Origin of the sequence: Segatella copri, assembly GCF_019249765.2 — a bacterium.
Taxonomy (GTDB): domain Bacteria; phylum Bacteroidota; class Bacteroidia; order Bacteroidales; family Bacteroidaceae; genus Prevotella; species Prevotella copri_K.
Genome location: NZ_CP152484.1, coordinates 2,177,198 through 2,194,235, shown reverse-complemented (window position 1 = coordinate 2,194,235; position 17,038 = coordinate 2,177,198). Strand labels below are relative to the sequence as shown.

The 17,038-nt window shown below is 40.3% G+C and carries 17 protein-coding genes and 1 pseudogene; 13 read left to right on the top strand and 5 right to left on the bottom strand.

Annotation, left to right across the window (positions count from 1 at the left end; translation table 11 throughout):
• Positions 1 to 18 precede the first annotated feature (18 nt).
• Positions 19 to 849: a GLPGLI family protein gene (locus KUA46_RS09560; RefSeq protein ID WP_218487943.1), complete on the top strand. Its 831-nt coding sequence runs from the start codon at positions 19 to 21 to the stop codon at positions 847 to 849.
• A gap of 18 nt (positions 850 to 867) precedes the next feature.
• Positions 868 to 3,438 carry a carboxypeptidase-like regulatory domain-containing protein gene (locus KUA46_RS09555; protein WP_256625112.1) on the top strand — a complete coding sequence of 857 codons (2,571 nt, stop codon included), beginning with the start codon at positions 868 to 870 and terminating at the stop codon, positions 3,436 to 3,438.
• Positions 3,439 to 3,982: 544 nt separating this feature from the next.
• Here KUA46_RS09555 and KUA46_RS09550 read toward each other — a convergent pair.
• From KUA46_RS09550 to KUA46_RS09530, 5 genes and pseudogenes are all read right to left on the bottom strand, one after another.
• Positions 3,983 to 4,333: a hypothetical protein gene (locus KUA46_RS09550; RefSeq protein WP_218487944.1), complete on the bottom strand. Its 351-nt coding sequence runs from the start codon at positions 4,331 to 4,333 to the stop codon at positions 3,983 to 3,985.
• Complete coding sequence (locus KUA46_RS09545; RefSeq protein ID WP_118163903.1) at positions 4,330 to 5,553, bottom strand: site-specific integrase; 1,224 nt, start codon at positions 5,551 to 5,553, stop codon at positions 4,330 to 4,332. Before KUA46_RS09545 ends, KUA46_RS09550 begins: the two co-directional genes overlap by 4 nt.
• A gap of 124 nt (positions 5,554 to 5,677) precedes the next feature.
• Positions 5,678 to 6,445: pseudogene (locus KUA46_RS09540) on the bottom strand (IS66 family transposase); the annotation flags it as partial.
• A 21-nt stretch (positions 6,446 to 6,466) separates the two neighbouring features.
• Entirely contained in the window at positions 6,467 to 7,906 is a 1,440-nt protein-coding gene (locus KUA46_RS09535) for an IS4 family transposase (RefSeq protein ID WP_420377651.1), read from the bottom strand.
• Positions 7,907 to 8,038: 132 nt separating this feature from the next.
• Positions 8,039 to 8,761 carry a hypothetical protein gene (locus tag KUA46_RS09530; protein WP_434725788.1) on the bottom strand — a complete coding sequence of 241 codons (723 nt, stop codon included), beginning with the start codon at positions 8,759 to 8,761 and terminating at the stop codon, positions 8,039 to 8,041.
• 652 nt (positions 8,762 to 9,413) lie between these two features.
• On the opposite strand from KUA46_RS09530, the gene KUA46_RS09525 reads away from it, so the two are divergent.
• The 11 genes from KUA46_RS09525 (at position 9,414) to KUA46_RS09475 (ending at position 16,689) form a co-directional block, all read left to right on the top strand.
• Positions 9,414 to 9,872, top strand: coding sequence for a hypothetical protein (locus KUA46_RS09525; RefSeq protein WP_153119525.1), 459 nt, complete (start codon positions 9,414 to 9,416; stop codon positions 9,870 to 9,872).
• Between the two features lie 192 nt (positions 9,873 to 10,064).
• The gene (locus tag KUA46_RS09520) at positions 10,065 to 10,208 is read left to right on the top strand and encodes a hypothetical protein (protein WP_153092852.1); all 144 of its coding nucleotides are present in this window, start codon (positions 10,065 to 10,067) and stop codon (positions 10,206 to 10,208) included.
• A gap of 205 nt (positions 10,209 to 10,413) precedes the next feature.
• Complete coding sequence (locus KUA46_RS09515; RefSeq protein ID WP_218487507.1) at positions 10,414 to 11,622, top strand: radical SAM peptide maturase, CXXX-repeat target family; 1,209 nt, start codon at positions 10,414 to 10,416, stop codon at positions 11,620 to 11,622.
• A complete protein-coding gene (locus tag KUA46_RS09510; protein ID WP_218487508.1) occupies positions 11,619 to 12,584 on the top strand; it encodes a CXXX repeat peptide maturase in 966 nt (321 codons plus the stop codon). The genes KUA46_RS09515 and KUA46_RS09510 overlap by 4 nt, the downstream gene beginning before the upstream one ends.
• A 25-nt stretch (positions 12,585 to 12,609) precedes the next feature.
• Positions 12,610 to 12,885, top strand: a complete 276-nt coding sequence (locus KUA46_RS09505) for a CXXX repeat peptide modification system protein (protein ID WP_118063970.1) — start codon at positions 12,610 to 12,612, stop codon at positions 12,883 to 12,885.
• A 5-nt stretch (positions 12,886 to 12,890) separates the two neighbouring features.
• Positions 12,891 to 13,154 carry a Sec-independent protein translocase subunit TatA/TatB gene (locus KUA46_RS09500; protein WP_228115256.1) on the top strand — a complete coding sequence of 88 codons (264 nt, stop codon included), beginning with the start codon at positions 12,891 to 12,893 and terminating at the stop codon, positions 13,152 to 13,154.
• Positions 13,144 to 13,935, top strand: a complete 792-nt coding sequence (tatC, locus tag KUA46_RS09495; RefSeq protein WP_119237012.1) for a twin-arginine translocase subunit TatC — start codon at positions 13,144 to 13,146, stop codon at positions 13,933 to 13,935. The genes KUA46_RS09500 and tatC overlap by 11 nt, the downstream gene beginning before the upstream one ends.
• Before the next feature lie 44 nt (positions 13,936 to 13,979).
• Positions 13,980 to 14,339: a hypothetical protein gene (locus KUA46_RS09490; RefSeq protein WP_218487509.1), complete on the top strand. Its 360-nt coding sequence runs from the start codon at positions 13,980 to 13,982 to the stop codon at positions 14,337 to 14,339.
• 122 nt (positions 14,340 to 14,461) lie between these two features.
• On the top strand, positions 14,462 to 15,244 hold the full coding sequence (locus KUA46_RS09485; protein ID WP_218487510.1) for a glycoside hydrolase family 25 protein: 783 nt from the start codon (positions 14,462 to 14,464) through the stop codon (positions 15,242 to 15,244).
• Positions 15,245 to 15,339: 95 nt separating this feature from the next.
• On the top strand, positions 15,340 to 15,990 hold the full coding sequence (locus tag KUA46_RS09480; RefSeq protein ID WP_218487511.1) for a murein L,D-transpeptidase catalytic domain-containing protein: 651 nt from the start codon (positions 15,340 to 15,342) through the stop codon (positions 15,988 to 15,990).
• 12 nt (positions 15,991 to 16,002) lie between these two features.
• Positions 16,003 to 16,689 (top strand): hypothetical protein, encoded by a 687-nt coding sequence (locus tag KUA46_RS09475; RefSeq protein ID WP_218487512.1) that lies wholly within the window; start codon positions 16,003 to 16,005, stop codon positions 16,687 to 16,689.
• Positions 16,690 to 17,038: the final 349 nt, after the last annotated feature.

The following is a 17,038-nucleotide window of genomic DNA, read 5'->3' as shown; positions in this document are numbered from 1 at the left end:
ACAATAAAGACAAAGGATATGAAAAAGATTGTTTTATTGATAACCGCCATCTGCCTAACATCAGAGACATTCGGGCAGAAAACGAGTTCCTCTTCCGTAGATGAATACGAATGCATCTACGAGTACCAAATGAAGAATGACAAAGGCTCTTCTGATGCCACTTCTACCATTCTTCAAATTGGCAGAAACTCAGCTATGTTCTCTGATTACACTGCGTTTCAAGCAGACTCAGCCATTGCTTGCAAAGCGCCAGAATCAGAGATTCAAAAGTTCAAGACACGGGAAAAGAGAAATGATTTGCTTTTCGACCAATCAGTCTCTCAAAATGTGCCTAAGGGCAAACTGACCGTTTATAGCGTAATCACGCCAAACTACTACAGCTATACGGAAAGTGCCAATCCCATAAATTGGAATCTGAGCGAGGGCATTGACACGATCTGTGGTTACACCTGTCAGAAAGCTGTTGGAGAATATGGTGGAAGAACTTGGACTGTTTGGTATTCCACGGAGATACCAACATCCTTTGGACCATGGAAACTTTGTGGTTTGCCAGGCTTGGTATTGGCAGCAAAGGATTCAGAAGGCATACATAAGTTCAATGCTATAACTTTCCGTAAATCAAGCACCCCTATGAACTTCAAGCCTTACACCAATACCATCAAGACTTCGAGGGAACAGTTTGTCAAGGCGAAGAATAAGTTTGAGCAAAATCCTATGGGCAACATTCCTGCAGAATCCATCAGCGAGATGACTATTCAGAAATATGAGGATGGTGGGCATAGTGCCTTGGTCAATGGTGTGGTACTGAGAGTGCGCCCTAATGGATATGTTCCTCTCGAATTGAAGTAAACAAAGAGATTGATAAATATGAGAAGATTTCTAATTTTGATGATGTTAGCTTGTCTCTGTAACTGCACTTTTGCCCAAAGTGTAGTTACAGGAATAGTGCGTGACACCATTGGCACGGCTTTGGAAGGTGTCATCGTAAGAGTAAATGCCGATAAGGCTACTCTTGGCTTTGCGAGAACATCAGAAAATGGAACTTATAAGATAACACTAAAGTCAGATGCCAAGCAGCTATTCATCACTGCCGAAGCCATCGGATACGAGAAAACCAAAAGAGAAATCAAGAATGTCTCACAAGAGTGCAACTTCAATCTAAAGGAAAAGACCACAGACCTAAAAGAGGTTGTTGTAAAAGCTCCAGCCATCTACCAACGAGGGGATACTTTGTCATACAACTTAGCCTCGTATATCGGAAAGAATGACTATACGCTGAAAGATGCCATGAAGAAACTCCCTGGCATTGAAGTAGGCGACAAAGGTTCTATCAAATATCTGGGCAAGGAGATTTCTAACTTCTATATCAATGGCATGGATTTGTTGGGTGGACGATACAACATTGCCACTACCAATATACCCGCTTCTTTTGTCAACTCTGTCCAAGTGTTGAGTAACCACCAAGCCGTAAAAGCCAACAAAGATGTATTCTCAGACAACGTGGCTATCAATGTGAACATGAGCAACAAGGCAAAGTTTAAGCCTGTAGGCTCTTATGGAGTGTCATTAGGGGCAGGCAAACACACCTTATATGAAATCAATGGTGCCGGTATGCTTTTCAAATCCAACTTTCAAATGATGGCTTCGCTAAAAGCAGGCAATATCAATCAGTTTGCATTGACTGATGGGACGAATCACTTTGACAACAAAGAGACATTATCTACGTTGTCTAATTTATTAGAGAACATTTCCGCTTCCACTCCTCCTATTGAAGTTGACAGATATGCCTCACCAACAGATAGATTATTGTCATTCAACATATTGAGAAAGATAAGAAAGGATGTTACCCTAAAAGGTAATATCGGGTATAGCTATGCCAAAAGTCAGTACGACTATAGCTTGACGAGAAGTTATGCGGATGCGGATAACAATGTCATTATCGCCCAAGAGTATTCTTCCCTATCAACCATACATCGCCCAAGCATCCAGTTGGAATACAAGGACAACTCAGAAAAGACTTATCTTAGCAACACACTGTCGAGCACAGGTTCTTTTCTGACATCAGAATTGCCTACTAAAGAGAACGGTTCTCTCTTTAACCAGAAGCAGACCATGAGAGAGTTTTATGTGAACAACAAGTTCTCTACCTTGTGGCATCACAAGGATTTGTGTTGGGCGGTTACGTCTATCATGTCGTATCAAGGTTCTCCTATGGGAAAGATAACTCTTAACAAGGAAATTACCGATAATGTGATACAAAATGCCAATGGAAGAAGTTTTCGTACAGAGAATACTCTCTCAATGTCTAAGAAGCATCTCTATTCTCGTATTTATTTACCAATATTGCTGAATTATTATATGGATAAGGTGCAAACAAGCCTGCACCCTACAGACGAGAGCAATGATGTGAATATGCAGAATCTCAGAATGGCTCTGGTACCACAATATGAGTACTCACATCCTCAATATAAATATGTCTTCCGATTGGAAATACCTATGCGCATAGACTATATAAGCCATAAGGACAACTTGGAAAGCGCATCGTCTGGTTCTTGGTATTATTCTGTTTGTCCTAGCGTATATTGCAACTATAAGGTAACTTCTCGCTCGGTACTTCGCACCAACATATTCTATGCTCGCACCTTTGGGGACATTTTGGATTTCTTGAAAACACCCGTCAGATTCAATGACACCTCGCTGAAGGTTGGCTCTGGTATCTTGGCGGACAACAAGAGTTTGAACGCCTCATTGCATTACGACTATAAGATACCACTGAAAATGTGGTTCTTCAATGCAGACTTTCTATATAATCAGGAAAAGAACAACTTACTGATGAGTCAAGATGCAAGTTCTACTCTCATCACGATGTCGAAGATATATGTCCCAAATACAGGTAGAAGTTTTATGGGGCAAGTTGGTGTCACTAAATTTATAGAACCCATCAAGACAAAGATTTCCTTGAATGGTGGCTACCAATGGAAACGACAAACGACTTTGCAGAATGATTTTCAGCAGGAATACACTTGGAAGAGTTGGGCATTCTCCCCATATCTGACTTCACAGCCTTGCAAGTATGTGGAGTTGGCTTATAACGGAATGTTTGCCAAAACTTATCTTTCCACGGAGTGTCAGAATAACAGCTATCTGAGCCAACAACACAAAGTGTCATTGAAACTCATGCCATTCGATGGCTTTACATTCGACACTTCTGCTGACATTGTAAAGAATGAATTGACGAAAGATGTGTCAAAGACAATGAGTTTGCTCGATATGGGGTTGTCATATAGGAAGAAAGCCATGAAGATTTCTTTTGACATCAGGAACATTTTGAATCAACGACAATATGCATACACTATCTATAATTCCGTCAACACCTTCACGTATAATTATCAACTGAGGGGAAGAGAGTGTGTTTGCTCAGTTAAATTAACAATGTAAACCTAACAAAACAGGTGTTATAAAATAAAGTTTTTATTATTTCTCAACTTTGGAGAGAAATACATCCATTTATGGCAAGGTCTTTGGGAGTAACCCAAAAGGTTTCGAGTAACTCGAAACATACCTTGCTGTGTCTTTATGGACACCATGTTTTGGCAAGAGTAAATCTAATACCATTGAAAACACTGCGGAGGTTCGCCCAGTGGCTGGAGGCGCAAAGCCTCCAAGGAACGGCTCATTTTCTTTATGCTAAAGGATGAAAACGAAAAAAATCCCGAAGAATGAGTTTTCCTTGAATGCCATTCCTCGGGATGAACAAAAATGTATTCCTGCATGTCATACGTTTTATATGTCATACGATAAAAATGTAAAACGTATGGCATCAATGCATATATGCTTACACACTTCTTTGCATGGATACTTCTTTATCAAATTGCAACTGCACTTCCATACGACAATGAATCAGTACGTCAATAAGTCAATACGACAGCGAATCATCGAAGCGTCAAAAAAGCGACCATTCTCAACTAAAGGAATTAGTCCCTCAATATAGTTGCAAGACAATGTTTGTTTTCTCTTTTGCTCCGTACAATCTCTTGATGATGGCATCACGAAGTTGTGCCGCACCATTAGAGTTTAGACGGAAGCAAATGGCAACAACCATAGGGAATCCATACAACGTTTGCCAAATACCCTTGGAAAGTTCTTCCCTTCGTTGGACTTCCGACATAGACAACATACCTTCTTTATATATAGCTCGTATCACAGCATTGAGTTTCGGGGCAGTGATATAAAGCATATCAATCAACTCACTCTCACTCATCCACAAGTCCTCCAAGTTGGACGGAATTGAAAGCCTTCCATTGCCATCCACGGTGATTACAGTCCGTTTCATGCCATTCCTCCCATTACAGGCAAATGCCCCTTGATTCGACTTTCAAAGACAGATATGTCATGGTCAAGTTTTGTGCTTGTCACCTTGGCGTATATCTGTGTTGTGGTGATATTCGTGTGACCAAGAATCTTGCTCACGCTCTCTATCGGCATACCATACTCCAAGGCTAAAACAGCCCAACTATGACGTGAGACATGAAATGATACATGCTTCTTTATACCACACATTGCAGCAACTTTCTTGATGCGCTTGTTAATGCTGTCAAGATTACCGATATTGAACAAGTGGTTGTCTTTTCTGAAAGACTTGTATCTCTCAACAATCTGCATGGGAATATCCATCAGCTTGATTTGGAACGGTACGCCTGTCTTCTGACGCTTGGACACTATCCAAGGAGCACCGTTTACCATGCTGATGTTATCTTCCGTCAAGTTCTTGATGTCGATGAAAGCTATACCTGTCCAACTGCCAAAGATAAAAAGGTCTCTCGCAAATGCCATGTTGGGGTCTTCCAACTTTATCTCAGTCATGGCGGTAAGCTCGTCCAAGGTCAAGAACTCACGTTCCTTGTGGTCTGGATCAACGTGGTACATGGCAAACGGATTTCTCGGTATCTTGCCGTTGTAGTGTGCCGCCGTGACGATATGTTTCAGAGGTATGGAGTAAATCCAAATGGAGGACTGCGCAAGCCCTACCACATTTTTCAAGTAAAGGCAATAGTCACGGATAAACTCCTCGGTAAGCTCATTCATGGACATATCGCTGCGCTTGTACTGATACTTGATGAACTCGGCAACGTACTTTCTCACCACAAGATACTTGTTGTAAGTGTTCTTGGCTCTGTCCTTGCCTACACGTTTGGCAAAGGCTGCGTTCTCCTTGTCGAAAGCTCTGAGCAAGGTCTCGTATTCGGTGCCTATGCCTTGATAGGCGTTTCTCACCATTTCAGCAGTAACGAACGCCTCACGGTCGGAAAGTCGCTGGTAATGCTTGGCGATTTGAGCCTTGATGTTGTCAAGCGCAAAGTTCACCTCCTTGGCTTCCTTGCTCTTGCCAATGGCTCTGTTGCCCTTGGCATCCCAGATAGCCTTGGTCACGCTCTGCTTGCAACTGAACTGTGCGATTGTTCCGTTGATTGTCACTCGCCCCATGATTGGGACAATTCCATTTCTCTCCTTGCTTCCATTTACATAGAAGACTGTCTTGAAAGTGCATCTCATAATTCTTACTTTTTTGTTCGGTGCAAAATTAAACTATGAGAGTTGCATGGCAAAACCAAAACTTACGCAGAATGGAGAAGATTGAAGTAACTACTCAGCACCCCTATGGGCATGAGTAATCGTCTTACTGTTGTACTACAGCAAGAATTGCATTGAATTTAGAATTTCCGTTCTTCATAGCAGTTTCAGCAATGGAGTGCAACTTGGCAAAATCATCGGCACCGCTGTCTGTTCGGAAGCAACCGCTGACTTTCTGCTTTATCTTGATTTTCCTAACTCCCCGCTCACTGGCATTGTTCTCGTAAGGCACACTTGGATTGGAGAGAAAGGTAAATAGGTAGTCTTTGACTTTAAGGATACCCCTCTTGAATTTCTCAAACTCGTTATCTAAATGCGTGAGGCTTTCACCCAAGAGGTTCTTCATCTTTGTCTTCAGTACCTTTATCTTTCTAGAGGTAATGTTGTCCTCTCTTCTGAGATTTATAGAGTGTTCTATCAGATGGATGAATCTCCGTGACCAGTTCTGGTTTGGATCCAGTTCGTTCAGATACTCTGCATTCCTAAGAAGATGAGCCAGGCAGACCTGATGGTCCTTAACATTCATCTTGAAGTAGCTCTGATGTCTGTCAGTCACAAGTGTCGAATAGGGAAGTCCCTTTGGAAACCTGGAATCTATGGCCTTCTGACCTCGCGATTCTGACTGGAACACGTATGTAAGCAGGTCGTTCTGGAATATCCAGTTCCAATGCAGATGCTTTCCTACCGTAGCACCAGTTTCATCGGCTCCTACGACAGACGCTGTTTCCAGCCTCTTGCGTATTTCCTCATATGCACAGTCTGCCTTGCCGCTATTCTCTTTGAGTATGTTCTGCACTGTACCCTCACTTACTGAAGTTTCGCAAGTGAATAAATATCAACTTGCTTGTTTATAAATATACATATTACGCAGCGTATGGGCAACAGGATTACTTTCGATGAAATCTGCCAGCAACTCTGTAGCATCTATAGAGTAACGCTCTGCTGCTTCCAGAACGAAGTCCAAAATGATAGCCCATATCTTGTCCGTTACGGACAACTCGAGAGTGTCATTGGTAACCTCTGTAAAGAGACCACCGATGGTTTCATACGCTTCAAATCTCTTCACTGTACACAAGATGTTATACTGCATCATTGTCAAAGTGAAGCTAGCAATTTGAGCGGCAAAATGTACAGACTGGCATTTACCAAAGTTCAGCAAGGTCTTGCAATCCTTGTATGCAACTTCGGTAGCCCATCGTCTGGCATAAATACGATACGCTTCAAGGAAGCTAAGAGAAAGGTCTGTGGTCAACAACCCATTCCAGTTTCCCTTGCGTCCTCGCTTGCAAAAGAACAAACGGACTGGCACACCATCCAACTTAACGTCCATTGTACAATAGGTACAGCGAAGTATTTTGTTGTGTTTGCATGCCTTCTCCTTTTGCAGGTGCTTGATGATTTGCTTGGCATTCATCTTGCCATGCTTCGTTGCATAGTTGGTTTTGCCCAGTTTAATCATGCCCAACAGGTGACACTTGATATGTCTGCTGGAAATGAAACGCACAAGCTTAGTGTTTGTAAACCAGCTATCTACGAGCAAGTAATCAAAGCGAACACCTCGCTTGATGGCATACTTGACCATATCTATGGCCTTGTCTGTCTTCTTCATCAGATATTCATCCACACGATCTTTTACCGCTTGCCCTTCGTGGTCCTCGGTATAGCGAGCTTTGCGTTGCTTAGCAGTAAGTCCCTGAACCTTTTGCTTGTCCTTTCCCTCCTCACCATGAAGAGAGAAATCGAGAAAGAGCTGGCTAACGCCATCGGACAACATCATGGTCAGACACTTATAACCAAGGATGCTCTTTTGATGAACATGAGACCAGATTCTTCCTATGAGTTCGGTCGTCATACCAGTCTTAGGTGCATCAGTATCATCAATAATCAAACAAACCGGCTTGTCATGATGAACAGTTGTGCTGCTTGATATCTTCTTTATCAGCTGAAGATTCATTGCATATAGTAACTTGCGCCACTTGACATTGCCATCATTCATAAAACGATAGAACATGTCTTTATCACAATTGAACAATTTACTCAAGGACGAGTTGGAGTATCGACTCGCATTCTTGACTACGAAGAACGGGAAGAGCATGAGGAGGTTGAGTACCTGCAAAGTGGTGAACTTGCAGTTCTCTTTCTTCTCTACTCCAATCTGGCTGGAGCGTATATTTATATGTTCCATCACACCCATAATGCACTTAATTGCACGATTATCGTCATTTTTTGCGAAAAAGCTTCGCAGATCTGAAATAATTTTTGTATCTTTGCTCACGGCTTTGAAGTTTTATCTTTATTGTTTAGCGATTATAAAGATACTCATTTTCTGTGAGTTATACAAACTTCAGAGCCTTTTTTATTCCAAAATTACGTTAAATCACGCTTGTGAATTTTCACTTGCGAAACTTTAGTCACTTATATTCTGGCCGGACAGGTCGGATATAAGTTCTGCAATCCTTTTGAACGGAATACACTGCACTACATTAAGGTATGTCACCAGTGCACGGAGGTTGTCACCATACTTGATACGACAGTTGGGAGCTTCGCAGTTGTTTACGCAACCGCATTCACAGACCTTCTCGTAATACTGTTCCTCGCAGGTCTCTACGACCACCTTGATATCAACAATTTGTGTCTTACGGATCTTCTGGCATGGTATATCAATCAAGAGCCGACCACAGCATTTACAATAGACTGGTTCGTGCTTTACAATTACGTCTGGTTCTGCTATAGTCTGCAGTGTGTGACCCTTGTGGCCAGGCTGTCCACCGCTCGGCTTTCCGCTTGGCTTGCGAAGAGACTTTGTCCTGCGCAGCTCACGGGAAGCGATACTTTCTTGGGATGGAGGGATACTGCTGTTACTGCTGTTTTTCTCGGGCTTTCCTGGTGTACTTGATGTATCGTCATCAGCTCCCTCGAGTTCCTTGATGCGCTCTTTAGCAACGGCAAGTTCTGCCTTTGTGGAAGCAAGTTCTGTCTTTAGATTATGTATCTCCACGTCCTTCTGGTTAATGACACGGTTGAGGCGTCCGATCTCCTCAGTCTTCTCGGAGTCGGACTTCTCAAGTTTGCGCAGACGCTGGTTTATCTGGCGCAAAACAACATCTATGTCAGTACAGTCGCTTGCCATTTTTTTGGTGCAAAGATAAGCATTTTTCTCCACATGGCAAAATCACGATTTACATCCATTAACGCAGACTTTTGACTTACGGGGAATGCAAAAACGCATCTCCTGGCAGATAATCTGTTGAAAGGCGATAATAGACAAAGGAGACATGTTGGAGGCATCATCGGAAAAGAACTCGTTAAATGAACTGTTTTAAACAGCCTACGTCCTCATCGACTCAATCATTAAAAAGTTTGTAATGATGAAGAAAATAAGCAAAATCAAGTTTATGCTTTATTAACGAGAAGTTTTCTATAGGGGTGCTGAGTAGTTACAGATTGAACCGCCACCGTTAAAAATGCTTATTAGGGCGTTTCCATTGGGTAATGATTTGAAAGCGTTTCTACTTCTCTAATCTGCTTTTTCCTCATTTCCTTGTCACTGCCAACTAAAGCCAACGACTGCCACAACCACTTGAAACTCAAACCAAATGCTCTATTTTGCTATTTTTTGCCTTTTTAGGCGTTCTTTTTGTGTAAAATATTAATATTATAATTTTATGAAGAAAATTTTGTTTATATTGAACTTGCTGTTCTGTTCTTTATGTATTAATGCTAGATGTCATACAAACCAGAATGCAATGCAACTAGCATTGCAAGCTTATATGTATAAAGTTATGAACACAAGACAGATTTGTGCTTATTTTGATGGCTATTGGAGTGAATGGCTATCACTGGGTGATGATGTAATATTCTCTGGTTCATATAGTAGTTTTGTTATATATCAACAAAATGAAGGACCTTGGGATTATTTCTTTAAGGTTTCTTTGGATGAATTTAAAAGCCCTGATAAAAAGTCTAAAAAAAAACATATAAAATCAGGAGAATGGTATGAATATACTGGTAAGGTAGAGTTTTATATTAGTGATGATTACTCTGATATCTATGAGATTTTTAAGAAAAGCAAAAGAGCAGCGTTTATTACGAAAAAAGCTATGGGAGAACGTCCTGTCAAAAGAATTGTAAGAAATGCTACCATTAGAGTTAAGCCTTATAAAAGGAAACCTCAAGTATATAATATTTTCTTTGATAAAGTAGGAGTTGGTATCAATTTTGGAAAATGGCAATTTCTTTAAAATGAATATAATATATGAATAATAAAATTCAATCAAGGCGTGAATTCTTTAAGAATGCAGCCAAAAGTGTTTTGCCCATACTCGGATGCATGATGCTTCCTGGTAGTATTATGGCACATGAGTTTGTGAGTGAAGAGGCTCCTCAATCTTGTAATGGCTCTTGCTATGGTCTTTGTACAACAACATGTACAAATGGTTGTAAAGGTCAATGTAAGGGATGCAAGGGTAGTTGTGAAAATGGCTGCTCTGGTGGATGTTCACGAGAGTGTACAAGCTCATGTGGCAGTGGTTGTGGGCAAGGATGTGCTCAATCTTGTGTTACAGAATGTTCTATAGGTTGTGCGCAAAGTTGTGGTATGGATTGCCAAAATCAGTGTTATTATAATTGTGGAAACAATTGTTTGTCAACCTGTACTGGCGGTTGTAGTCGTGGCTGTAGCGGTAATTGTCGTGGGGATTGTACGGGAACATGTAGTGGTCGTTGTGGGTTAGGCTGTTCTCGTGGTTGTTCGGGTGGTGCTATATTTGTATCTTATTAATTATGGATGGAATTAAAGAACGAAGAGAAGAGTGGCAATCTGGAATGGCAAAGAACATTACTTTCATTGTTACGAAGGATTGCCAATTAGCTTGTAAGTATTGCTATCTTATAGGAAAAAATACGAAAGAACGTATGTCTTGGGAGATAGCAAAGGCTGCTATTGACTATATTCTCGATCATGAGGAGGATATGAAAGAGGAAAGTGTGATATGGGACTTCATTGGTGGAGAACCATTCTTGGAGATTGACTTGATAGACAAAATATGTGACTATCTTAAAGTCGAGATGTATCGCAGAAATCATCATTGGTTCAACTCTTTTCGTTTTTCTTTCTCAACGAATGGCATTAATTATAGTTCAGAAAAAGTACAAAAATTCATTAAGAAGAATCATTCTCATTTGAGTATTGGTATCACTATTGACGGAACTAAACGTAAGCATGACCTCAATCGCATTTGGAAGGCCAAGGAGATGGAGCAAGGGATGTTGCCTAAAACAGAAGACGAGAAAGGGTCTTACGATGATGTTGTCAAGAATATCCCTTTGTGGTTAGAGCAATTCCCTGGCGCAGGTACAAAAGTGACAATAAGTAGTGCAGACATACCTTATATAAAAGAAAGTGTGCTCCATCTATATTCATTGGGAATCCATGAGGTAAACATAAACTGTGTGTTCGAGAATGTATGGAAGCAAGGAGATGATATCCTGTTTGAGAATCAACTGATAGAATTAGCTGACGCAATCATAGAGGAAGATTTATATAAGGACAATGCTTGCTCTTTTTTTATGGAGCACATAGGAAAACCATTAGATTGCATTACTAACAATCAAAACTGGTGTGGGGCAGGTCAGATGCTTGCTGTAGATGCTGAAGGAACATTCTATCCGTGTACCCGATTTGCTCAGTATTCTCTTCGTAATAAGAAAGCTTGGGTTATAGGTAATGTTCGTGATGGCATAGACAAAAATAAACTTCGTCCATTTTTGACATTGGATAGATGTACTCAATCTACACTGGAATGTATTGATTGTAATGTGGCGTCAGGTTGCGCTTGGTGTCAAGGAGAAAATTATGATGCTGCAGACACTCCAACTGTATTTCAACGTTCAATAGCTATCTGTAAGATGCATAAGGCAAGAGTCAGAGCTAACAATTATTATTGGAATAAGCTCTATCGTAAACTCGAAAGGGAAGGAGGTGAGAAATGATGCAATATCTCGTGATATTATTGGATGATACATCAGTATCTTTCTGTCATTATTCAAATGATTCAAAGGAAAGTAACTTGATGCCTATTGAAACATTGAAGGCAGGTATCGTTTTTGCGATGAAGGAGAACCTGAACATTCAATTTGTTTATCCTTGTCATAAGTTACCGCAGGAGTATCTTGAAGTAATAGATCGAATTGATCATACTAATATTCAGCCGGCTTGTAGGGGTGGAAATGGTGAGGTCATCGTTTTAAACGATATTGATGATACTGAAACTGTCGTGTTGAGACATGGAGTATCTTATGTCTTGCGGATAGATAAGCTTACGTTGTTTTCAAAGGTGGATAAGGTATGTGAGTTGCTGCAACAGGTAATGCGACTGAATGTTGTAATAACTGACGTAGAAACCTTTAAGGATAAAGATATCCCTCTGTATAAAGAGTGTTTGAACAAGTTGTCTATGGCTGCAGAGCTTAGCTTTTCAAAAGGAAAAAAAGTACAGTGTAATTTATTGACGGATAGAATGGTGCTTGATAAAATGAATAATTGTGGTGCTGGTGATACAACGATTACATTGGCACCTGATGGAAAATTCTATATTTGTCCAGCATTCTATTTGACAGATGAAGTAGATGCATTGGGGCGTTTAAACTATAGTATAGGAGACTTGCAGAATGGAATGAATATCAAGAACTCTCAGTTGTATAAACTTGATTATGCTCCACTTTGTCGTCAATGCGATGCCTATCAATGTAAACGTTGTATTTGGTTGAACCGTAAAATGACATACGAGGTGAATACACCAAGTCATGAACAGTGTGTGATGGGACATTTGGAGCGGAATGCAAGCCGTAACTTATTGCAAAATATTCGCAAATATGGCACGTTCTTATCGGGTCGTGATATCAGAGAAATCAATTATCTTGATCCCTTTGATGTGAGAAAAGAAAGGGAATAATCAAATTTTAAAAGAATAAAGAATAATGGCTACAAGAAAAAAGATAGGTCAGGTTACACCTGAAGAAAAGAATGAGATACAGCAGTTGTTTGAGCGTCGTAATGGCTTGAACGAGTTGGCTAAGATTTTAACGGCAGACAATGCTGAATTATATGAGAAATTGGTGAAAGATCTTGGTGAAACAGGAACCAAGTTCCAATCTTGGTGGGATAGAATGGGAGCTAAATATCAATGGGAGAGCATTGAGGGAGGCAACTGGGAAATCAATTTTGATACGTGTGAAATCTATTTGGTTGCATAAGGCTTATGGTGAATTTATTATTAATGATAGGTACATCGGAATTACTGCTTATTGCAGCTTTGGTGTTGCTTCTCTTTGGTGGTAAAAAATTGCCAGAGATGATGAAAGGATTGGGGCAGGGTGTACGTAGTTTCAAAGATGGAATGAAAGAAATTTCAGATCCAGATAGTGATGAACCTCACTCTCGTCAGCAAATGCACTCTACAGAGCAGACATCTACATCCAAAGTAGATAAAACCGATAAACAAACGGAAGAGAATGGCAAATAATCAGAATGATAATCTGATGACTTTCGGAGAGCATCTTGAGGTGTTCCGCAGGATGCTCTTTCGCATCATTGCTATTACAATTTGTTTGACAGTCGTTATTTTCTGTTTAAAGGATACTACGTTTCATTTATTGTTGGCTCCGTGTGACAATCATTTTGTTACTTTTCATCTGCTTGAAGAGGTATTCGAACGGTTGGAAATTGATTTTCGTTTCGAGCCATATTCAATACGTTTGATTAATACAGAGTTGTCGAGTCAGTTTATGACTCATGTGTCAACATCGGTGTATTTGGCATTGCTATTGGTTTCTCCCTATATTGTGATAGAGTTGTATCGCTATATAGCACCTGCATTGTACGTGGATGAACGTCGATATTCTGTGTTGCTGGCAATAGCGATATATCTGTTGTTTATTTTGGGAGTATTGATGAGTTACTTTGTGTTGTTTCCATTTGCATTGCGTTTCTTGGGAACATATCAGGTTGCTGCAAGTGTGGTGAATCAAATTAATCTAGATTCGTATATTTCAACATTTGTTACCTTGACACTTATGATGGGGTTGGTGTTTCAATTGCCTATATTGTCTTTATTTTTGGCAAAAATGGGAATTTTAGAAGCTAAGTTCATGAAGCAATATCGTCGACATGCTTTTGTTTTGATAAGTATTGTTGCTGCTGTCATAACTCCACCAGATTTGTTTACTTGTATTATGGTGCTGCTGCCGATGTATGGACTCTATGAGGTAAGTATTTTTGTGGTTGGTAAAGTTAGCCAAGGATAGACTGTCAATGTATTTGATATGAAATTTTAAAATGGTATATTATTATGAATAAGTTTTTGCTTTTTAGTATTCTATTGCTTGTTGGTTGTCATGAACAAACGACAAAGCAACAAGAGAAACAAGTTGAAAATAGCTCGGTGCAAGTTCCAAGTAGTGTATATGCAAATTCTAGATGGAAATGTCCTTATTGTGGAATGGAACTTGATGTTTTTGATACATTTATAATGGATCATAAGCAAAAGAAATGTTTGCAAGAGAAATCTACTCGAAGTTCTTCTTACGAAGATGACGTTGAAGATGCATACAAAAAAGGCTATGAGGAGGGCCTTGAAAAGGGAAACAAAGATGGTTATGATAAAGGATATAATGAGGCTTCCAACAACGAGTGGGAAGAATATAATTAGTAACTCCTGATGGTTTCGTACTTCCAGGCCCCCATTTCATACATTTATCCCCCAACTTTCTATGCTGTTTCAAATAAATTCATTATCTTTGCCCCCTGAAGACAACTAAAAGATAAAATATAATGAAGAAAGGATTAAAATATACTTTGGTTTCCTTAGGCAGCCTGGTCGTTTTGGCTGGTATTGGTCTGGGAATCATGTATGTGGTGTCGCCATATAAGGTGAAGCGATGGGTGGGCATCGCTTCATCTTATTCTGATGTGTTCGTTGATAGATTGAAAGGGCAACCTTATACTCGTGGCGGATATGACGGTATTGATGTATCGAAACACAATGGAGTTATCAAGTGGAAGGAAATAGCGAAGAACAAGCGAATCAAGTTCGTTTATATCAGAGCTACACATGGTAAGGGATATGTGGATCGACATTATCGTCGAAATATCAGACTGGCTCGTAAATATGGGTTGAAGGTAGGATCTTATCATCTGATGTCTGCCGGCTCTTCAGCAACTGTTCAGTTCCGGGATTTCCAAAAGATGGTGAAGAAGAGTGAACAGGACTTGATTCCTGTATTGGATGTGGAGGAGAAAGGCATCCAGGGAAGATGGAAGGGACGACAGCTGCAGGATAGCATACAGGTGTTTGCTGACTTGGTGAAGAAACACTATGGCAAGTATCCTATCATCTATAGCAACGAGAGCTTCTATAATAAGGAGATGGGGGCGAAGTTCAATCGTTATTATCTCTTCATCGCCAATTATAACTCCCGACAACCCTCTATCGACGGCAGAGGAAAGTGCAATATCTGGCAGTATTCAGAAACCGGACATTTGCATGGTATTGGAGAATGGGTAGATTTAAGCAGATTCATGAATGGTACAACCATCAAGGACTTGATGTTGTAGGCATTGATGATTTCATACACATAAGCGAGTATTTGATACAATCCACGTATGGATAGCATCATTACTTGCTTATTTTTTTCTACTTTTGCACTATTATGAAGAAGTTATTGATCATATTGGGAATACTGGTTCTGCTTGTCATCGGTGTTCTTTTCGTTCCACCTATTTATAATAGGTTCACAAAACCGTTTTTTAAGAATACGGTGGATGCTAAAGAGTGGTATCATCAGGTGGATTGTGAGAACCTGACACAAGTAAGAGATTATTGCGACAGACGAGGATACAGTACGGATTACTATATCCTAGTGGATTTCTCCAAACCATCTGGTAAGAAGAGGTTCTTTATCTATGACTTGCAGCGTGGCAAAAGAGTAATGAGCAGCTATTGCATGCATGGAAGTGGTAAGGGAAATACAGCAGCCCAACCAAAGTTCAGCAATAACCCTGGAAGTGGATGCACAAGTCTTGGAAGATATGTCATGATAGGAAAAGGTGGAATGAAGTTCAAGAACTGCGTTCGCCTTCGAGGGCTCGACAAGAGCAATTATCTGGCAGAAGCCCGTGGCATCCTGATCCATTCTGCTGGCAAGGTGACAAGATTCTCCGGTGAGAAGGAGTATATTCCGCTGGGAACAGAGAGCCGTGGCTGCTTTACTGTATCAAGGAGCTGCGTGGAGAAAGTGATGCAGATATACAAGGAATCTTCCAAGAGAAGACCGGTATTGATTTATGCAAAATACAAATAAAAAGAATATTCTATGAAGAAGTTATTGCTGTTTATAGCTGGAATCTTAATCCTGTTTTTAGCAGGTTGTTCCAATGAAAATCAGAGTCATGGCAATGAGGGAATGGGAGACAGCCTCCCTGCTGATCCTCCATTGGGTTATGTCATAGAGTTAAAGCCTTTGGGAAATTTCTCCCGTCAGGAGGCAGAACAGTTGAGAGAAGAAATCGTGAAGCAATTGGGTATCATTCTCTATACGAAACCAAAGGCTTGGTTAGAAGCTTCTGTGTTTGTTGGAGACAAGAAAGAAATACCTGCCTCATGTCTCTACAAACCAAGAAACAGGTATTGGGCTGGGGGAATCCTGAAAATGTTGCATGAAGAGCATGGAGGTAATGATGAAATCGTAACGATAGGTTTGACGCATCGAGACATCTCTACTTCTATTCATGGACAATACAACTATGGAATCATGGGATTGAGTTTCCGGCCAGGTGACGCCTGTGTGGTTTCAACCTTCCGATTGAAACGAAAGGATGACTTATGGAAAGTAACAATCCATGAATTCCTGCATTCTCGCGGCTTATCGCATTGCAAGAAGAATGACCCGAAGTGCCTGATGCAGGATGCCCATGGCAAGAATACCTTTTACATGAAACATGGTTTGTGCAAGGATTGCAAGAACTCTTTGAGGATGATTATGACTCATCAAGAGAGATAATTCAATTTTCCAGCACTCTATCGTGCCTTGAATATAATCCAAGGAGAGATTTCCTGATATTTTTTATGAGGATGCTTGCATTCTTCTTTTGAACTGCCAAACGCAATAGCAACTATTTTTCTCCAATTTTCTGCATATTCTTGCAGAAAAGTAAGCAGAAATGATAAATTTGCAGCAAAAAGCAATAATTTTTGGGAATTTATGCTTGATATTGTAGAAAAAGTCTTAACTTTGCAGCGGATTTGAGAAAATAAGCAGTTTCCGGCTATCTGAAAATGAGAAATCATGAAGCTATCAGAAAATGAGGAATCATGAAGATGATAAGGAGGCTGGCTTTCTCTTCCACAGT